Here is an 18,986-nt window from a genome sequence, read left to right on the forward strand (position 1 = left end):
CTGTTATGAAATTTCAACACATTCGCCAATCTACTGCTCGTCTGACTTATGCTGGGAAAACGTTCTTGATTGACCCTTTCCTTGCACCAAAAGGGAGCTATCCTGCCTTTGAGGGTGCCGTTACAGGCAATACAGAAAATAACCCCTTAATCGACTTGCCCCTATCTCTAGATGCAGTCATAGCTGGTATCGATGCAGTTATTGTGACTCATCTACATGCCGACCATTGGGATGCTGTTGCAGCTGAGACCTTAGCCAAAGATCTGCCTCTCTTTGTTCAAAACGAGGCGGACGCTTCTATTGTTGGAGAAGCTGGTTTCACAGATGTCCGTGTCCTCAAAACAGACACCTTCTTTGAAGGCATCCGTCTGCATAAGACAGATGGGGAACACGGAAAAAACCTCCACCTCTTACCAGAACCATTGCGAGAAGCGATCGGCTCTGTCTCAGGCGTGGTCTTCCAAGCGGCTGACGAAAAGATCCTCTATATCGCTGGCGATACAGTCTGGAACGATCACGTTCAAACAGCTATTGACACCTACCAGCCAGACGTGATTGTCCTAAACGCTGGTGCCAATGCCCTTCTGCCGACCGGTAAGATTGTGATGGATGCGCAAGATGTGCAGGCAGTCGCTCAGCATACGGACGCTGAACTAGTCGCAGTCCATATGGAAGCTGTCAACCACTGGGTCCTTTCCCGTAAAGACTTACGCACATTTGCAGAAAACGAAGGGTTTTCAAAACGTCTTCACATCCCAGCAGACGGTGAAGCTTATGATTTCTAAATAAGAAAAACGGTCAGGTAAAAAACTACCCGACCGTTTTTTTATCAACCCCAGAAGGCATCTTCTAGGTCTTGCTGGCTTGAAAAGAGCCAGACTTCTCGGATGAGACCGTCCTCAATACGGAATAAATCAATCCCATTCATGTCTAATTTTTGGCCATCTTTTTCCCCTAAAAAGGTAACATTGGCTGCGACCAAGTTCCTATTATCAGATACCCAGTTGACCAAGACCTTGAAAGTGCCGTTAGTCACGACTGAAAATTGAGCCAGGTGTTGGCCAAGTTTTTCTTTGCCTACTACTGTTCCTGAAGTACTGTGCTGTCCAGGTTGGTGCCAAATAATATCGTCTGCCATTGTGGCAAAAACTGCTGGGAAATCCCCTTTCCTAAGGGCATCGTTGTACTTGTGAAAGACTGCAAGTGTTTCTTGTGACATAATATTCTCCTTTTCTTTAGCAACGGCCTTGTCAGGACCCTTGACCTATGCTACTATTTTATCAGGTAAAAATAGTAAAACAAGTACAAAAATTACCGTATTATAGGAACAAAAACAGTTGCATAAGGATGAAACAAGGAGAAAAAAATGAAACCATCTGTCTACGCCAAATGCCCCTTTGCGACCACCCAGCGAATCTTAACTGGCAAATGGGCCATTGTGGTCCTATACCAGCTAAGTACAGGGACCAAACGATTCAATGAATTGCAACGGCTCTTGCCTGAAATCACCCAGCCAGCCCTGACCAGACAACTCCGCCAACTGGAAAAGGATAAACTTATCATTCGCACCGTCTACCCACAAATCCCACCCAAGGTTGAATACAGCCTTAGTGAGCAAGGGAAAAAATTTCAGGCAGTTCTTGACAGCATTGAAAGCTTTGGCCAAGACTATATTCAAAATATCATACAGACAGAAGAATGATAAGAAGAGAATATGATAAGAAATCTTACCCCCCCCATTAAGCCAATCAAACAAGCTTAATGGGGGTTATCGTTTAAAGAACTTTTTGTTCCAACTTTTCAAATCGCTCGTAAACATCAATAAATTCTTCGGCAATCGTTTTAAAACCTTCAGCACTCATCAATTGGTCTTCTGCATGCATCAGAATCAAGTTCAATGTCACAGATTCATTGGATGCTTCTTTTTGAATCAAGCTTGCATGCGCATGATGCCCTTGGATAAACTGTTTTTCACCATCTGCTATCAGTTCTTTTGCGCGATCAATCTGGCCTTGCTTAGCAGCCTGGATTGCTTCTATGTATGACGAACGAGCGCTCCCAACAGATGCAATAATCTGAAACGCTACTAATTCAATGCCCTCCATATTCACACTCTCCTTCAATCACCTAACAATTGTTTCACATGATTGACTACCTTGGCACCATCCATGGTACCATAGGCCATCATATCAATGGTTTCAACAGGTTTTTGCGGGAACAAGTCTTTAACGGATTGCAATTTAAATCGAACTTGTGGACCTAAGAGAATCACGTCTGCATCTACGCCCTTATCACCAGCCTCAGCTACGGGATGCGCATTGACTTCAATCTCATAACCAATCGATGCCGCATACTCTCTCATCTTGTTCATCAACAAACTAGTAGACATGCCTGCATTACAAACCAATAAAATTTTTCTCATTTTATGTTACCTCGTTTTCTTGTTAAATTGTAGTTGCGATAGCTTTTTCTTCTTCGAGCGCTTTACGGTCTCCCATGACAAAGAATGGATACCATACCACACATTGGATCGCTAAAGTAGCAATAATCGCTAATCCTAATTTAATCCCACCAGTAATAAACGGTCCGATAAAGGGAGGCATTACCCACGGTAACGAAATCGTCGGGTTAAAGGAACTACCAACACCTAGCACATTGACCGCAAACATCCCGAACGCCCCACCGGCAAGACCAGTTAAAATCATTGGAATAAAATAGATTGGATTGAGCATGATTGGCATCCCGAAAATCATGGGTTCGTTGATGTTAAAGATATTTGGAATCACCGCTACCTTCCGCAAAGCTTTATAACGTTCTGATTTAGCCGTAAACATAAGAAGAGCTAGAGAAAGGGTATTTCCTGTACCACCAATATAACAAAAGCCGTACATTAGGCCAAAGGCTAAGAAAGGTAATTCTGAGGATGGTGTACCTGCTAAGAATGCTTCTGTATTAGCTGTACCAGCAGCCATTAGGACTGGCATATAAACACTGAGTAGGGAAGCTGGGTGAATCCCAAAGAACCAGCAAATGTTAACAAAGGTTAAGAATAAAATCAAAGCCCAAGGGGATGAGCCAAATAGCATCACTGGTTGCGCCACTAGGGTATTAATCAAATTAAAGACATCTCCATACGGAGTCAAACCTGCCAGATAACGGACTACGAAAACACCAAAGAAGAGAATCATAGCGACAAAGGTTGGGCTAAGCGATTGAGACACATTCGGTGGAACTGAATTAGGCAATTTCAGTTTAATGTTTTTCTTCATTAACCAAGCATAAGACATTCCCATCAAGACAGATACAATCATGGATACAAAGATACCATTTGACCCGAGATTGCTAGACAAGAGGGCTGCTATTGGTGTGTCCCCAGCTTGAATAGTTTGTGGCATCAGGACAACAAAGGCCGCCAGTGCTAATAAAGCTGCAGTGAGCCCATTTTCGCCTTGATTTTTGGCATAGTGATAAGCAACAACAGGAGCGATATAAATAGCCAACATACTTGTCGTCGCTGCAACAATATCTAGCATATGCGCTCCCATACCAGAACTGGCTAAAAAGTTTTGCCAGAATGGAAGTGGCAGGTTGGCAAGGATAGCAAATCCTGCCACCCCCAGTGTAATCGGCATAGTACTCATCATGCCAGCTGTAAGAGCGGTGATGATTTTACTATCACTCAGTTTTTGAGCCAAGGGGCCCATCATCTTATCAAGCCCAGCTTGAAGTTTATCCATAAATGACATGTTTGTTTCCTCCAAAATTTTTTATGGTTTATGATAAATCTTTCCCATTCGTTTGGATGACTTTTTGATACCAGTAAAAACTATCTTTTTTGCTTCTCTTTAAGCTTCCTGCACCAGTGTCATCACGATCAACATAGATCATGCCGTAACGTTTACGCATTTCTCCAGTATCAGCTGATACCAGATCAATACATCCCCATGGCGTATAGCCGATTAAATCCACACCATCTGTATTGATGGTTTCTGACCTCGCTTCAATATGACCTCCTTTATTTGCTATAGGTAACTTGTCTTCATGGTTCTACTATACAATGGAAAAGAGAAATAAACAAATCGTTTTCTAAGCGCTTACAACTGATTTTTGATACACTTCCGCATCAATTTATACACTTCTTGACATTTTTGATTTAAAAAAGCTTTTTTCCAATCTTAAACGATTGAAAAAAAGCTTTTGGAGTTATACACTTGATAAAAATTGATACACTAAATTTCTTTGATAATACTGATCATATTCGCATATTCATCATCTGGGAATTCAATCATAAATTCCTCCTCAATTGGAAGAAAAATGTCTTTCAATTGGTAATACAGGCGCTTATGTGACATAATAATTTTATCCCGATTGGCATTCTTTGGCACTTCTCCATCCATCTGCAATCGGCTAATTAAACAAGCTGTGTGGACAAATAGCCCAACCTCTTGCTCTACGGCTAACTGACCATCTAATCGTTTAATTTTTCGAATCGCTTTTGGTAAATACTTTTTCAGACTCACAATATCGAGGTTTGGTTGTTGCTCTTTGAGATAATCATAGATGGCATCAAAAACAGAATTTCCAGTATCAATTTGATTCTCTAAGTACATAGCCACTTCCAACTGATCTATGGGTGTATTATACAGTTTAGCAATCGAAACAAAAGGCACTCCAATAAATTGTGGATCATAACTTCCAATGATACATACCAGTTCATTGGTCTTCTTAATTTGCTTTACTTTTGCCAGTAATTCACGCCGATCACTCATCGCATAAGCAATGACTTCAGTGTTGTCTAAAGACGCATTTTTTTCAATGTAATGTTTCATAGCCAAGGCTGCCCCCTCACCCGTCATACATAAGGTTAAAATGACACGCTTGCCCTTCTCGACATGGCTCGTCTCTGGATAATGGCTATCCTTTTCTTTGAAATCGGTTTTCAACTGTTGATACATCTCATCTAACGAAACGTGGCCATCAGCATGTCTAGTTGCTTCAAGAGCCAGCAAGGTTGCCGGCATTTCAATAAATCGGATAGCGACACCTGTTTCCTTAGAGATTGTTTGAGCCATCGTTTTAATAGAGCCCATGTCATAAAGTAAAAGAACTCCACGACCTTGGTCGATTTGTTGAATCGTCAAACTCAGCTCATCGTAGGCGATTTTTAGGTCTTTATCTAATGCTAAATCATAGGCATAAGCCTGATTTCCGGCTGATAAAGTATTGACAACCTTGGCTATTGAAGTGGCCACCCCTAGACCATGCATCGCTATCAAAACGGAAACTCTTTTCTCATTTTTCGCTTCGTGCGTTAAAATCATTGTCAATAGATAAGCTTCATCTTCGATAGAGTGAGTGGCTCCTAATAAATCTAATTCAGCTAAAAATTCAGTGACTACTTCAAATTCTTTTTTGTATGCTTCTTTAATCGTTTTCTTTTTGTCACAAGAAATCTGTGGACTTGTTGTTCTCTCCAATATAGCCGCTAGATGTAGACACAGCGCATGTTTCGTGCTCACACTATAGATTGTTCCGAGTTCCTGCCCGAGCTGGAGCAATAATTCTTCAACAGCTCCAATAAGCCACTCTGGTACAACCTTACTAAGGGATGTTTTATCAAACGATTCTGGCTCAATCGTGTTGGTTAAGCGTGCCAAGTTTTCCTCTAATGACTCTGTTATAATTGTTGCGACACTCTGCTCATCTAGCCCCTCATTCTGCAATTGGAAAGCTCTTTTTTCAATCGCCTCATAAATACTTGAGTGATTCTTAGCAGTGATTAATTTCCTCGAAAATGAATTGTCTTTTGAAAACATATAAGCATAATGATCTGGAATGATTGCCTCTATTTCTTGACGCCATTTTGCATAAAACAAAAAACCTTTTCGAATATCTGTTGAAAAATCACTAAGATAGACACTAATAATCGGTTTAGAGCGATTCATTTCCCTCATAAAGGCGCTCGCACATGCTATTTGTATATCACGCTTCAGTTGATCAATATTTTCTTCACATTGATACAGCAGTAAACATCTTAAGACTTCTGAATTAATGTGAATTTCTCTTTTCATTCGTGAAGCTTCGACAAGGAAAAAGGATTGAATAAAGTCTAATCGTTCTTTTAGAGGGCGTTCCGATAAACTGGGGAGTTCTAATTTTATGGGAAACTTTGAGTATAAATACTGTTTTAAGGCATCAGTGACTGTTGACGAAATAGAGCAAACAATATAATAATCACGATTATGCTGACTCAGAAGACTAAACAATTGAGATTGATCCGCTAAGTCCAAGTGATCAATATGTTTGAGAAAAAGCAACCCTCCGTCAACATTATAGATAGAGGCGACATCACTTAATTGAGGAATGATAGAGGCAAAAGAGTCCCCTTGTAACCTTAAATTCTTGCAATCAATTTTGACAAACTGTCCCTCGTCCTTAATCAGAGATTTTTCTTTGGCAAAGTGAAACATTGATTTGGCAAGAAATGCTTTCCCAGTCCCCTCTTCACCAGTGATCAAGGTTGATAGGCTTTTCTCTGGATATAAGATTGCCGCCTTGGCTAAGTTTGAAACATTCTCCAGACTTCCCTTTTTAGAACCAATAACATGCCTGAAAGATGAATTATCTTTTTCACTTTGTCCTTTGTGATTGATAAAATAAAGAACAGGTCTCCCTGTCTTTTTTGTCAATCGGTGTTCTGAGACCAGCTGATTCAGTATCGTAGATAAATTAGTACGTTGCATAGCTAGAGGCTCAACCAAATCAGCTGTTGTAAAGCCTGCTTCAAAGTTCTCTTGATTAGACTGTAAATACTGATAAACGATTTCCTTGTTTCGCTTCATCTGCTACTCCTAAGCCTGTAATAGTTGCCCCAAAGTCTCCAGCACCACCTGATAACCTGCCATGGTTAGATGGACACCATCTCTTGTGTAGTCCGGATTTAACAGTTGATTGGACATAGCAAGTTGGCTGTGCATGTCAATATAGGTGATGCCTGAAAGATTACGGAGGTAAAGATTAGCAATCTCTATCTCATCCATCAAGGCAGGGCCCCATTGGACAGAATCTAGTCTTGGGTAAAGGCTTTGCAGGTAAATATCGCAAGTTGGAAGCTCAGCTTGGATGGTTTCGAGAAGCTCACTGATTTCCTCTGCCAGATGTTCTGGTGCCATACCAAACATAAGGTCATTGGTTCCTATTAAGAGCACTACCTGACTCGGTTTCACCTCTAAAATCAGAGTATTTATATGCTCTCGTAAAAAAGCGATGCCGATTCCTCGAATGCCCCGATTGTAGAGCGGTAGCTCCGTCTGCAACTTGCCATGAGGCAAAAATTCTGTGAGAGAATCCCCTGCCAGAACAATACCTCCTGCCTGAATCTCCTGGTTACGTTCTTGATATTTTGCTAGCAAAACCTTTTGCTGCTCAGACAAGCTCAGCTGGCGAAAGGCTTTCTCCTCTGCTTGGGTAAATAACTTCCCCTCCGTCATCGTGAATCTCTCCTTTTAAGAATTGCTCAATAATCGTTAGCACACCATGCTTGTCATGGTTTGGTGCCACATGCTTAGCTGCCGCCTTGACGAAGTCCGGAGCATTGTCCATGGCATAACTGTATTGAGCTAATTGTAACATTTCATAGTCGTTTCCGCCATCCCCAAAGGCCATGACCTCGCTGGCGGCGATGCCCCAGCGTGACAACAACTGCTCCAAGCCCCAAGCCTTATGGACCCCTTTGGGCATAATGTCAACTGCTCCATATCCGCTAGTGGTCGCAATTAAATTGCCGGAAAAATGATGGTTGAAATCTGTCATGATGGCGTCACACTCTGCCTCTGGCAAAATCATGCCAAGCTTCATAATCGTGCCCTCTGGGAGCTGGGCAAAGTCATCAATCTTTCGGATGCGGGACTGAAAAAGAGCCATCTGCTCGGGAGCAATTCGGCTAAAGGCATCAACCCCAAATTGGTCGCTGACCATGTAAATGGCATCCTCGTAGGTAACCGTGATCCGGTAGTCCTCCCACTTGTCCCTAAAGTAATCCAGAAAAGCCAGGGCATCACTATGGGCAATCATTTTATGGGCGATGACTTCATTCTGGTCAAGCACGTAGGCACCATTTTCGGCGACATAGGAAATGCGGTCCGTAAACCCATCAAAAATCATCCCAATCCGGTTCATGCTATTGCCTGTTGCAGCCACAAATCGAATGCCTCGGCGGTCTAGTTCATCGAGCACCGCGCTAAATCTGTCTCGATCAATATTGCCTGAAGCGTCTAACAAGGTTCCATCTAAATCGCTTGCAATTGCTTTTATTCCCATTTTCTTCTCCTACTAACACGCTACGATCTCTTTTATAGGATACAAGCAATCCAGTCAAAAGTCTTGTGCCATTCTCCTAAAAACTAGTACTATTCTACGCTATTCCATTTAACCATTAACCCATCTAAAGCAAGCATGATAAGCAATCCTACAATATAAGCTAAAAGATCCTGCCATAAAAAGCCCTGTCCTAGCAGCAAATGCCCCCAGAAACTTTGACGGATAACGACTAACCAATTCCACTGGAGGAGCTGGCTAAATTCCACCAAAAAACTCGTTAATAAAGCCAAGAAAAATTTAGAATACCGATGACACTGCGGACAAAGCAGGCTATAACCTAGATAAACTGCAACAGCCCACAAACCATCGCCAATTTCTAGTGGGAGGAAGGAAAGTTTACGCGATCCCAACCCTAAACCAATCACTATCACTAAAAGCAAGCTATAATTGCTCCGATTTTTCCAGTTAACCTTCATACACCATATTATAACAAGAATTCAGCCAAAATAATCCGTAAAATGTTCTAAACCAATGTCACCTGCTTTCCTTGATCACCGTTCTCTATCCTGATCCCTTCATCAGCTCTATTTGCAAATTGCCCTAAAAAAAGGTAAAATGCTAATAAATACTGCAAAGGAGTACTTATGACTTTTAAAGAATACACGTATAGTCGCCCAGACTATCCTGCCCTAAAAAAGCAATTAACCGATCTGACAGAACAATTAAGAAGCGCTGAAACGGCTGAACGAGCTCTAGATGTGGTAAAGGAAATCACTGCGATCACCTTCACCATTGAAACCCAACAAACACTTTGGAGCATTCGTCACTCAATTGATATGAAGGACCCCTTCTACAACGATGAGACTGCTTTTTGGAACGAATACGCCCCCCTCTTTAGGGAACTGACAACTGATTATTACCGTGCTGCTCTAGATAGTCCGTTTCGGAAAGATTTGGGTGAGTTTTTACCAGAAACCTTCTTCTTGATGGCTGAAAATCAACTCCAAACCTTCTCGGCTGAAGCGATTCCCCTCTTCCAAAAGGAAAATGAATTGGTTGACCAGTACAATAACCTAACGGCCACTGCCCAGATGGAGTTCCGAGGTCAGACCTACAACCTGTCACAGATGGGACCATTTGCTCAAGACGCTGATCGCAAGACTCGTCAGGAAGCAGCTGACACCATCACCAGCTTTTTTGAGACCAACGAGGAGGCGTTTGACCGTATCTATGACCAACTGGTCAAGGTCCGTCATGACATTGCAACTAGCCTTGGCTTCAAGGACTATGTTGACTACAGTTACAAGATGATGAACCGTTTTGACTACGACCGTGATATGGTGACCACCTACCGAGAAGAAATTTTGAAACATGTGGTTCCAGTCGTTAACAAACTGCGCGCCTACCAAGCAGACCGTATCAAGATTCCTGAACTCAAACACTACGACTTAAGCTTAGAATATTTAGATGGCAATGCCACTCCAAAAGGGCGTCCGGAGGACTTGGTCGCTACGGCTCAGGCCATGTACCGCGAATTGTCTCCTGAAACAGGCGAATTCTTTGACTATATGGTCGAAAATGACCTTTTAGACCTCCTTGCCAAGGATGGTAAGGACACTGGGGGCTATTGCACCTATATTCCAGACTACAAGAGCCCATTTATCTTTGCTAACTTCAACGGCACCAGTGCCGATATTGATGTCCTGACCCATGAGGCTGGCCATGCCTTCCAGGTTTTCCAATCTCGTTGGATCCCTACGCCTGAAAGCATTTGGCCAACTTATGAGAGTTGCGAAATCCACTCCATGTCTATGGAATTCATCACTTGGCCATGGATGGAGCGTTTCTTCAAGGATGATGTTGCTAAGTATAAATTCAGCCACCTAGCTGGAGCACTCTTCTTCCTCCCTTATGGCGTTTTAGTTGACCACTTCCAGCATGAGGTCTACGAAAACCCTACTATGACACCAGCTGAGCGTAAAGCAACCTGGCGCCGTCTTGAAAAACGTTATCTGCCCAGCAAGGACTACGCAGATTCTGCTGCTCTGGAACGCGGCATCTTCTGGTTCCGTCAAGGCCATATCTTCGCTAGTCCCTTCTATTACATTGACTATACCTTAGCTCAGGTCTGCGCTCTCCAATTTTGGAAACGTACGCAAGTGGATCATGATGCGTCTGCTTGGCAAGACTACCTGCGAATCTGTCAAATCGGTGGAACCAAGTCCTTCCTCCAAATCGTGGCAGCTGCTAATCTACGGTCGCCTTTTGAAGAAGGCGCCCTCGAAGAAACCCTCTCAACAGTGGCCAACTCTCTCGATGAAATGGCGAAAGCTTTTTAAAAGCTATTCAATCAATGGCTACCTGGTCATAAACCCGATGATTAGCTACTTGAACATAGTCAAATAACCTCATAGCCCTAACCAAGAATAACATCTTGGTTGGGGCTGAATCGGTTACTCTAAACTAGACAGAAGAATAAAGTGTTCTACACTAAATCAACAAGACGCTAATTTCTTTGCAGTCATTGTATCCTAAACTCCTGTTGTAAGAAACGGGATTGGACAAAGTTCCAGTTATAGCAAAAGACCTAGAAGCGTATTATCAAAAACGTTTATTCTAGGTCTTTTTAGAATAATATTTTTCAAAACTAGGACTCTGGTTTAACTCTTTTCCCAAATTCATCTTTAAGGAATCCTGTTAGCAAACTTTACAGAAGACGTCCAATCTGTTTAATATTCCTGCAAGCTAAAGCAATGGTAGCAGTTGGTTGCGCGCAACTAAAGAGTTCAGATACATTGCCACAGCACCAAAACTGGTAATGAATGAGAACTTATCTGGATTTTGACTTTTCCAAAGCATCTTCTCAAAAGCTAACTACCCCCTGACTCGATCCAGGTACTCGGTATAGGTTTCGGTCTGCATGAGGGTTTTGGCATTTTGGACACGGTCCTTGGTCGGTGGCTTGACCCCTTCAAGCGGGTACTTGATGCCCAGCTCTCGCCACTTGAATTCACCCATGGTGTGGTAAGGCAAGACTTCAAAGCGCTCAACATTGGTCAAATTTTCCTTGACAAAGTCTCCAAGGCCCTTGAGGTCGTCGTCCCGATCCGTCAAACCTGGCACCAAAACATGGCGAATCCAGACAGGCTTGCCGATTTTAGAAAGGTAACGGGCGCAGGCAAGGATGGTTTCATTGGTGTGGCCTGTCACCACCTTGTGCTGGGCTGGGTTAATTTCTTTGATGTCCAAGAGCACAAGATCCGTCACAGCCATGAGACGGTCATACTTTTCTAGGTATTCTGGTGTATCGCTAAAGGTCAGAGCACAGGTATCCAAGGTCGTGTGAATCCCCTTTTCCTTGGCCAGGGTAAAAAGAGCTGTCACAAAATCAATCTGCAGGGTCGCCTCACCACCTGAAACAGTAATCCCCCCATCAGCCCCCCAAAAACCGCGATAGCGCAAGGCTTCTTGGAGAACATCGGCTGCTGTCCGCTCCTTAGCCTTGTCATTTTTCATGGCCCAGGTGTCAGGATTATGGCAGTATTGGCAACGCATCTTACAGCCCTGCATAAAGACGATAAACCGAATTCCTGGTCCGTCCACAGAGCCAAAACTCTCTGTTGAATGCACTAAACCTTTGACCTGAGCGTAATCGATTGTTGCTTCCATACCCCATCCCTCTTGCAAACGTTTTATTTGCTTTCATTATATCATTTTCAAGCAAAAAAGACTAGTTTTTTTCTAGTCTTTTTCGTCTTCCGTTTCAAGAGCAGTGATGACCAGTCTCAGCTTGGTCACACGACCATCTTTCACCTTGTCATTTGTAAGAATGAGGTGTTTGTGGTGATTGTCCAACTCAATGCTCTCGCGACTGTTTTGATCTGGAATCGAACTCATCCCTGTCAGATAGAAACCAGCAATGGTGTCAACATCTTCGCTTTCCAGTTCTGTATCAAAGTATTCGTTAAAATCATTGAGGGTCATCGTGCCTTCAACGATATAGGTGTTTTCACCAATTTCTCGAACTTCCTGCTCGGAGCGATCTGTTTCATCGTAGATTTCCCCAACAATCTCCTCTAAAAGGTCTTCTAGGGTCACCAGACCAGCCACGCCACCGTATTCATCTAAAAGGATAGCCATCTGTTTCTGGTTGGTTCGAAATTCTCGCAACAAATCATCTACATAGATCGTCTCTGGAACAAAGAGGGGTTCTTGAAGGAGCTTGCGCAAATTAATTTGGCCAAAGCCCTGCTCATAGGCTGCCGATAAAAGGGTCTTCGTATGAATAATACCGATTATCTTATCTTTATCGTCGTCATAAACCGGCACACGAGAATAGATTTGCTTGAGAATATCTCGAATGATATCTTGAGTATCATCGTTAATATCAACCATGAAAGCATCTGTCCGGTGTACCATGACCTCACGCGCCACCAGTTCATCCAGGGAGAAAATTCCCTGTAGCATCTCGATTTCTTCAGCCTCCAAAGTCTGCTCAGAATTGGTCAGCATGTAAGCAATCTCATCTCGGGTCATATTTTCATCCGCATCGTCCAATTTCATCGGAGTGATACGACTCAGTAAATTGGTCGAAACTGATAAGAGCCAAACGAAGGGCGAAACTAATTTCCCAAAAAAGAGAATAATCGGAGCCGAGATCACGGCTAGATTTTCCTTCAAATTGAGCGCAATTCGCTTAGGGTAAAGCTCCCCAAAAACGATGGAAATATAAGTCAAAAGAGCCAAAGCTGCCACTTGTGCTAACACTCTCATACTCTCGCTACCACCAAACAAGGCAACAAACTTTGAAGCCAGGGTATCCGTCAAGCTCGCCCCTGTCAAGAGGGAGATGATCGTAATCCCAACCTGAATCGTTGACAGAAAATTATCTGGCTTTTCCAAGACCTTGAGCAGGCGGACATACTTTTTCTCGCCTTCTTCTGCTTTTTGTTTGACACGGCTACGGTTGAGCGAAACCAGGGCCATCTCAGAAGCTGAGAAAAAGGCATTCAAAAGGGTCAATAAGAATAAGAGTAAAAACTGCAACACAATCGACTGACTGCCGGGGTCTTCCATGGAAGTAATCTCCTTATATGTAAAATCAATGCTACCATTATAACATACTTTTTAGGTTTTGCCTAATGCAATAGCATTCCCACACGACAGAAGCACAATTAGCCTCTTATCCATTTTTGATACCTTTCTATAGAAATAACAAACCAGGGTACGCGCAAGCTATTTTGGAAAAAACGAAGGCGTCACAGGTAATCCTTATCTTTAATCTTTAGAGATGGCCGTCCACAAGACTTGAAAGCGACAAAAGCCGCTAACCATTGAAAGAGAGTCTGGTAGCCTCGCCTCTGGTTTCCAGTCTCGTCTAACTGCGACTAGTCTCAGACTGCGTCCCTTCAATTGCCACTTTCAAGCTTCAAAAAAAGAAAACCTCTCGCGAAACTTTTCTCTCAGTTTCAGCACTTTCAGCTGTCAAATAGCCTTTTGTTTGATATAATCAATTAGCAAAGAAACAACCGATTGCGAGGAAAATGACCATGGATTCCATTATTTTATGCCAAGCTGTTAGCCTGAAAAAGCAAGGCAAAGATTTACTGAAAACCTTAGACTGGGAAGTCAAGCCTGGTCAGCACTGGGCCATTCTAGGTTTAAATGGGGCTGGAAAATCAAGTCTGCTCAGAATGCTAACAGGAGAATTCTGGCCTAGTCAAGGGACAATCACTGTCCTAGGCCATCGTTTTGGAAAGACTGATATGACTAGCTTGCGCCAAAAAATTGGCTTAGTCAGCTCCTTTATTGCAGAGCGTATTCCCAGCGATATGCTCGCTGAACAGGTTGTTTTAACAGGAAAATACAAGTCTTCCATCCTCTATAAGGCCTATGATCAAGCAGAGCTAGACCAAGCCTGTGATATGCTGACCTTTCTCAAGGCTAGCCATCTGATCGGACGCCACTACAAGAGTCTCTCTCAAGGGGAAAAACAAATCCTGCTCGTCGCCCGCAGTTTGATGGAGAACCCTCAGCTTCTTATTTTAGATGAAGCCACTTCTGGTTTGGACCTTCTGGCAAGGGAAACCTTCCTGAGTCAGATCGAGCAAATCGCTAAACTTCCTCAAGCCCCGACCATTCTTTACGTGACCCACCACGCAGAGGAAATCACAGCCTCCATCAGCCATATCCTCCTGCTTAAAAAAGGCGAAATCGTCGCACAAAGGGGCCAAAGAGCTGGTCTTTCAGGAAAAGATTCTCAGAGATTTCTATGAGCAGGCCGTTCAACTGATAGGCATTGGACAAGAACGCCTCTTCATCCAACCGCTTCTAAAAGATAATGAAAAAGAGCTTTGACAGGTAAACACTCAATGCTCTCAGTCTTATTTTTTCTCCCGCCTCTTAAAAGACGGGAGAGTTTTCATTTTCAAAGGTCCTAATGAGAGGAAGTAATCCTTAACTGCTCTAGCTAAGCCAACCTGAACCGAATCATCTGATCGAGTTGCTGCATTTCTATTTAGTCGCTCCATAACAAAGCCATAGCCCACAGAATCCTTTTGTGGAACTGTATCATTTCACAGGGGAATTAAGAAATCTAAAAAGAGAAAGAGATGACGGCGTAAAACCATCTGCCTATCTCTTGGTTACTGCAGAATCCTCGTTCAAATCTGTACCCCTTATTTTAATTTCTCCAACATGACTAGAAAAGGTGGTGTATTAACCTGATTAAGCGGCTGATAAAGCATGCCCGTAAAGCGGGTTTGGTCAAGGGCTTTGACAAAGGCTAGCACCGCATCCTTCTCCATATCGCCACCTGCATGCCCATAGTAAATCATTACCGCCACCCGACCTCCAACCTCCAGCCTTTCAAGGATTTTTTCAAGAGCTGAAAGGGTCGTATCTGGCTTGGTGATAACCGTCTTGTCCGCACTCGGCAAATAACCCAGGTTAAAAATAGCTGCCCGAATCGGCTCCTGCACGTACTGGTCCACTTTTTCATGACCGACTAGTAGCAACTCTGCGTTTTTCAAACCGAGGTTACTTAGCCGTTCTTGGGTTTTGGTTAGAGCCTGTTCTTGAACATCAAAGGCGTAAACCTTTCTGGCTAACTGAGCTAAAAAGGCTGTATCGTTACCATTGCCCATAGTTGCATCAACCGCAACCGCTTCTTTATCTAGCACTTCTGCTAAAAAATCATGCGACAACTGAATCGGACGTTTAATCATCATTCCTCCTTTTCTGTAGACAAGTCAAAAGACAACCGGAAGTCTCTCTTGCCATAATCAATAATCGACACGCCATCTGCCTCTCTTAGTGTTTGAGAAATAAGCAACACCCTTTCTCTAGCCCTCACCTAAGGTTAGGTGAGGAATGTCATGCTGGACCAATTCCACCCCTTTTGCTGCAATCAATTCTAAAGCAAAGCCATGCTTGCGATAAGCTTCTTTATAAGTGATCTTTTTGATCCCAGCCTGCAAAAGTGCCTTGGTACAGTTCAAACAAGGAAAATGAGTCACATAAATCTCCGTTCCATCTGTTGATATTCCTTCCTTAGCACACTGGATCAAGGCGTTCATTTCAGCATGAACCGTACGAATACAATGACCATCTTCCATATAATGGCCAACTTCTGAACAGTTATCCGTCGCAGCAACCCCTCCATTATAACCGGTCGCAATGATCCGATTATCCTTGACCAAGACTGCACCAACAAAGGCCCGATCACAGGTTGAACGCTTTGAAATCAGCTCAGCATTGGCCATAAAATAATCCTGCCAAGATAACCTCTCCATAACTGACTCCTTCTTCATTTTTTATGCCCCTATCATACCATAAAAGCCCGCTCTTTACTAGCGGGCTCGTCTCATCTCTGCTTCAACACCATATCCAGATGGGGAATACCATCTTCCAAATAACTATCTGAAATGGGTTCAAAGCCAAAGCTTGTATAAAATTCTTGGAGATACGCTTGGGCCTGAGCATGCAGATCCTGATTGCCAAACAGATTTTTAGCTTCTGAAATGGCTTGAACCACCAAATCTCGCCCAAGGCCTCGACCACGCGCAGTCTTGCCAACAACTACCCGTCCCAGATGGATACCGTCCTCTCTAGGAATCAAGCGGTAATAAGCTAAAAGCTGATCATCCTCCCAAAACATACCGTGCCAGCTGATCAGATCCGCCTCATCAACCTCCTGATAGGCACAAGCCTGCTCCACCACAAAGACCTCTACCCTGAGCCTGTAAATAGCATGGAGTTCTTTGGACGTCAAATCTTCAAAACGTTTCATTTGCCACATTTGAATCACCTCTGTTTGCTCTTAAATCGCCATTCAAAGCGTTTTTGATCATAAAACGGAAACAAAATAAGGGTTACTGCTACAGACAAGAGCCAACCTGCTAGGATGTCACTAGGATAGTGTACCCCTAGATAGATGCGTGAGATACCCGTCACTAGAGCGAGTAAAAGAAGCACGACTTGCAAGACCCGCCTCAACCAGACCCGATTTAGCCGCTGTTGTAAAATAATGGCCAACGTGATTGCCACAGTCAAGCTAGAAGCTGCGTGCCAACTAGGAAAAGAGGCGCCAATCGGATCCTCAATCAAATAAACCAAGGATGGTCTCGGACGGTTATAGACGATTTTAAACAGAGTGGATAAGAGTCCTAGAATGACTAAATTCCCTAGTAAGAAAGCTCCTTCTGCCTTCCACCTCTTTTGGTAGTAGAAATACGATGCCATAAGCGCTGTATAAAGCAAAATCACAGGGCTATTTCCCAAAATCGTCACCTGCCGATAAAAGCGTGTCAAAAGATCCGGAAGAGTCCCTCGTACCCCATTTTGCAGGTTAACATCCAAAAAAGAAATCTGGTCTGGGTAAAACTTTATGGTATAGCCCAAAATGACAAAGAACAAAAGGGCAACAGTGCCCCAAGTGAGATAAGCTTGTTTATTTTTCATACGTTTTTAATAAAGATCCCATCAGGTTATAAACCCCAAAGAAGGCCAGACAGGTCAGCACCCCTTGCAAAAGATTGAAGGGAACCACCATAGCAAATAGGTAATTGGACAAGCCTAGAATAGCCTTAATGTCAAAATTCGCAAACGTTGCATAGACAGGCACGGCATAAACATAGTTAGCCAGTAACATTGCTAGTGTCATCGCTAGAGTCGCGACAACTGATGCAATGATGTAGGACTTGAGGCTAGGATTTTTCTTCCAAATCCAAGCAAAACTCAAAACGATAACTGCTAAGGCTAAGATATTCATCGGCATGCCGATATAGGTCGTTACCCCAGCACTATTTAAAATCAACTTCAGTGCTGACCGCAACAGTAAGATAGTCAAACTCGCTTTCCAATCTAAGACAACCAAGCCGACCAAGATTGGTAAAATCGAAAAATCCATTTGCAAAAAATCCGCTGCCGGTATAAGGGGCACCTGGAAAAACATCAGCAAAAAGGAAAGCGCTGAGAGAATGGCAACAATGGCCATTTTATGTGTACGTGTCATTCAAGTTTCCTCCAATTTCTAAAAATCGAAAGAAGCCTCGAAGGCAACATCGCCCTATCATTGTCCGTCTGTTCTAAACAGCTTCTCCGTAAAATAGCAGAGCTATCAATCCAAAAAGCTACTAGAAAGCACTCTAGTCAAGGCCATTCGCCTCCGTCTTCTCCCATCCAGACTCTACTGTCGGTTGTGGAATCACACCACATCAGCTTGCGCTCGCGGACTTCTTTTAAATGAGACTATTGTGGCTAAAGCATTCAAGATACTGCTCAAAGGATATTGAGACAAACCAAATGCCACCTAATAGAATCCCAAAAAAGTCACCGCCGGTCGGGAATTTCACCCTGCCCTGAAGACCCCTTAATCATATCAAAAAAATGCCCAGGCCGCAAGAATTTGGGCTAGGCATTCTTTTTAGAAAAAGAGATTAAGCAGACCAACACCAATCAAATCCCCAAACGAATGAGCGATGAAGAATGGTACCAGATTCTTCTTCTTCATCCGAGTATAGAGGAAATAGAAGATTGGGCCTAATAAGAAACCAATTGCTAAAGCAGAAACATTTCCTTGGTAAGTATGGAAAACGTAGCGCACGAGCAAGGAATAGACAACAATAAGTTTACGGTGCTTAGGTTCCACACTCAAACAAATTCCCAAGAAGAAAATTTCCTCATAAAATCCATTCATTAAAGAGTAAATGAATAAGGAGAGGTCAATATTAGAGATAGCCGCTACAAATGGGTGCATTGGCGCAATATCCTGGGAGACTGTTTCAAGTATAACCTCTCCAGCTGGAGGAAACATGGCATAAGCCACCATAAAGTACACATCAAAAATCAAAGACACTCCAGCAAAAATCACGACCCCTAGGCCAATGGCTTTAGGCGTAATCTTCATCGGCCAGCTGGAAAAATCGAAGCGGCGTAACCACAAATACAAAAAGGCAAGCAGTAAGAGAGTCCCCTGCCCAATGAGAGCTGCCCAATTCTGGTCAGTGGTGAATTCTACCATTTCAGCTACGTTTGTACTATCCAATGAAAAATAGAGCATCAATGAATCTAAAGTAGCTTTCCCAAATAGGATGATGCTTAGCACAACAACATCCCACCACTTCAAATACCTTAATTTTTCGTTTCTCCTAATCATGTCCAAGGTT

At 43.1% G+C, this 18,986-nt stretch carries 19 protein-coding genes, 2 pseudogenes and 1 riboswitch; of the genes and pseudogenes, 4 read left to right on the forward strand and 17 right to left on the reverse strand.

Features of this window, described 5'->3' with window-relative positions:
- The first annotated feature begins 5 nt into the window (after positions 1 to 5).
- Positions 6 to 785, forward strand: a complete 780-nt coding sequence (locus tag HF992_RS02880) for an MBL fold metallo-hydrolase (protein WP_168548552.1) — start codon at positions 6 to 8, stop codon at positions 783 to 785.
- Between the two features lie 44 nt (positions 786 to 829).
- Here HF992_RS02880 and HF992_RS02885 read toward each other — a convergent pair whose 3' ends face one another.
- Positions 830 to 1,219: a nuclear transport factor 2 family protein gene (locus tag HF992_RS02885; RefSeq protein ID WP_168548553.1), complete on the reverse strand. Its 390-nt coding sequence runs from the start codon at positions 1,217 to 1,219 to the stop codon at positions 830 to 832.
- Between the two features lie 147 nt (positions 1,220 to 1,366).
- On the opposite strand from HF992_RS02885, the gene HF992_RS02890 reads away from it, so the two are divergent.
- The gene (locus HF992_RS02890) at positions 1,367 to 1,702 is read left to right on the forward strand and encodes a winged helix-turn-helix transcriptional regulator (RefSeq protein WP_168548554.1); all 336 of its coding nucleotides are present in this window, start codon (positions 1,367 to 1,369) and stop codon (positions 1,700 to 1,702) included.
- Between the two features lie 73 nt (positions 1,703 to 1,775).
- On the opposite strand, the gene HF992_RS02895 is transcribed toward HF992_RS02890, so the two are convergent.
- The 8 genes and pseudogenes from HF992_RS02895 to HF992_RS02930 all read right to left on the reverse strand — a co-directional run bounded on the left by HF992_RS02895 (position 1,776) and on the right by HF992_RS02930 (position 8,795).
- Entirely contained in the window at positions 1,776 to 2,105 is a 330-nt protein-coding gene (locus HF992_RS02895) for a PTS lactose/cellobiose transporter subunit IIA (protein ID WP_168548555.1), read from the reverse strand.
- Positions 2,106 to 2,119: 14 nt separating this feature from the next.
- The gene (locus HF992_RS02900; protein WP_168548556.1) at positions 2,120 to 2,422 is read right to left on the reverse strand and encodes a PTS sugar transporter subunit IIB; all 303 of its coding nucleotides are present in this window, start codon (positions 2,420 to 2,422) and stop codon (positions 2,120 to 2,122) included.
- A gap of 22 nt (positions 2,423 to 2,444) precedes the next feature.
- Complete coding sequence (locus HF992_RS02905; RefSeq protein ID WP_168548557.1) at positions 2,445 to 3,746, reverse strand: PTS sugar transporter subunit IIC; 1,302 nt, start codon at positions 3,744 to 3,746, stop codon at positions 2,445 to 2,447.
- A gap of 28 nt (positions 3,747 to 3,774) precedes the next feature.
- Positions 3,775 to 4,038, reverse strand: a pseudogene (locus HF992_RS02910) (family 1 glycosylhydrolase); the annotation flags it as partial.
- A 191-nt stretch (positions 4,039 to 4,229) separates the two neighbouring features.
- Positions 4,230 to 6,842 (reverse strand): PRD domain-containing protein, encoded by a 2,613-nt coding sequence (locus tag HF992_RS02915; protein ID WP_168548558.1) that lies wholly within the window; start codon positions 6,840 to 6,842, stop codon positions 4,230 to 4,232.
- Positions 6,843 to 6,851: 9 nt separating this feature from the next.
- Positions 6,852 to 7,490, reverse strand: coding sequence for a GDSL-type esterase/lipase family protein (locus tag HF992_RS02920; RefSeq protein ID WP_168548559.1), 639 nt, complete (start codon positions 7,488 to 7,490; stop codon positions 6,852 to 6,854).
- Entirely contained in the window at positions 7,426 to 8,319 is an 894-nt protein-coding gene (locus tag HF992_RS02925; protein ID WP_168548560.1) for a Cof-type HAD-IIB family hydrolase, read from the reverse strand. The genes HF992_RS02920 and HF992_RS02925 overlap by 65 nt, the downstream gene beginning before the upstream one ends.
- 89 nt (positions 8,320 to 8,408) lie before the next feature.
- Positions 8,409 to 8,795: a ribosomal maturation YjgA family protein gene (locus HF992_RS02930; RefSeq protein ID WP_168548561.1), complete on the reverse strand. Its 387-nt coding sequence runs from the start codon at positions 8,793 to 8,795 to the stop codon at positions 8,409 to 8,411.
- Positions 8,796 to 8,963: 168 nt separating this feature from the next.
- Here HF992_RS02930 and HF992_RS02935 point away from each other — a divergent pair, with 168 nt between their 5' ends.
- Complete coding sequence (locus HF992_RS02935) at positions 8,964 to 10,658, forward strand: M3 family oligoendopeptidase (protein WP_168548562.1); 1,695 nt, start codon at positions 8,964 to 8,966, stop codon at positions 10,656 to 10,658.
- A gap of 535 nt (positions 10,659 to 11,193) precedes the next feature.
- Here HF992_RS02935 and pflA read toward each other — a convergent pair.
- Positions 11,194 to 11,988 (reverse strand): pyruvate formate-lyase-activating protein, encoded by a 795-nt coding sequence (pflA, locus tag HF992_RS02940; protein WP_168548563.1) that lies wholly within the window; start codon positions 11,986 to 11,988, stop codon positions 11,194 to 11,196.
- A gap of 72 nt (positions 11,989 to 12,060) precedes the next feature.
- Positions 12,061 to 13,395: a hemolysin family protein gene (locus HF992_RS02945; protein ID WP_168548564.1), complete on the reverse strand. Its 1,335-nt coding sequence runs from the start codon at positions 13,393 to 13,395 to the stop codon at positions 12,061 to 12,063.
- Positions 13,396 to 13,868: 473 nt separating this feature from the next.
- Between HF992_RS02945 and HF992_RS02950 the strand changes: the two are divergent.
- Positions 13,869 to 14,676: pseudogene (locus HF992_RS02950) on the forward strand (ABC transporter ATP-binding protein).
- A 320-nt stretch (positions 14,677 to 14,996) separates the two neighbouring features.
- Here the strand turns inward: HF992_RS02950 and mnmM are convergent.
- From mnmM to HF992_RS02980, 6 genes are all read right to left on the reverse strand, one after another.
- Positions 14,997 to 15,545: a tRNA 5-(aminomethyl)-2-thiouridylate-methyltransferase MnmM gene (gene mnmM, locus HF992_RS02955; protein WP_168548609.1), complete on the reverse strand. Its 549-nt coding sequence runs from the start codon at positions 15,543 to 15,545 to the stop codon at positions 14,997 to 14,999.
- Positions 15,546 to 15,662: 117 nt separating this feature from the next.
- Positions 15,663 to 16,112, reverse strand: coding sequence for a deoxycytidylate deaminase (locus tag HF992_RS02960; RefSeq protein WP_210729390.1), 450 nt, complete (start codon positions 16,110 to 16,112; stop codon positions 15,663 to 15,665).
- 71 nt (positions 16,113 to 16,183) lie between these two features.
- Positions 16,184 to 16,618 (reverse strand): GNAT family N-acetyltransferase, encoded by a 435-nt coding sequence (locus tag HF992_RS02965; protein WP_168548566.1) that lies wholly within the window; start codon positions 16,616 to 16,618, stop codon positions 16,184 to 16,186.
- A 5-nt stretch (positions 16,619 to 16,623) separates the two neighbouring features.
- Complete coding sequence (locus HF992_RS02970; protein ID WP_168548567.1) at positions 16,624 to 17,280, reverse strand: phosphatase PAP2 family protein; 657 nt, start codon at positions 17,278 to 17,280, stop codon at positions 16,624 to 16,626.
- Positions 17,270 to 17,833: an ECF transporter S component gene (locus HF992_RS02975; RefSeq protein WP_168548568.1), complete on the reverse strand. Its 564-nt coding sequence runs from the start codon at positions 17,831 to 17,833 to the stop codon at positions 17,270 to 17,272. The genes HF992_RS02970 and HF992_RS02975 overlap by 11 nt, the downstream gene beginning before the upstream one ends.
- A 151-nt stretch (positions 17,834 to 17,984) precedes the next feature.
- Positions 17,985 to 18,191: riboswitch (FMN riboswitch) on the reverse strand.
- A 53-nt stretch (positions 18,192 to 18,244) separates the two neighbouring features.
- Positions 18,245 to 18,925, reverse strand: coding sequence for a CPBP family glutamic-type intramembrane protease (locus HF992_RS02980; RefSeq protein WP_343032943.1), 681 nt, complete (start codon positions 18,923 to 18,925; stop codon positions 18,245 to 18,247).
- Positions 18,926 to 18,986 lie beyond the last annotated feature (61 nt).

The sequence above is a fragment of the Streptococcus ovuberis genome, assembly GCF_012396585.1.
Classification (GTDB): Bacteria; Bacillota; Bacilli; order Lactobacillales; family Streptococcaceae; genus Streptococcus; species Streptococcus ovuberis.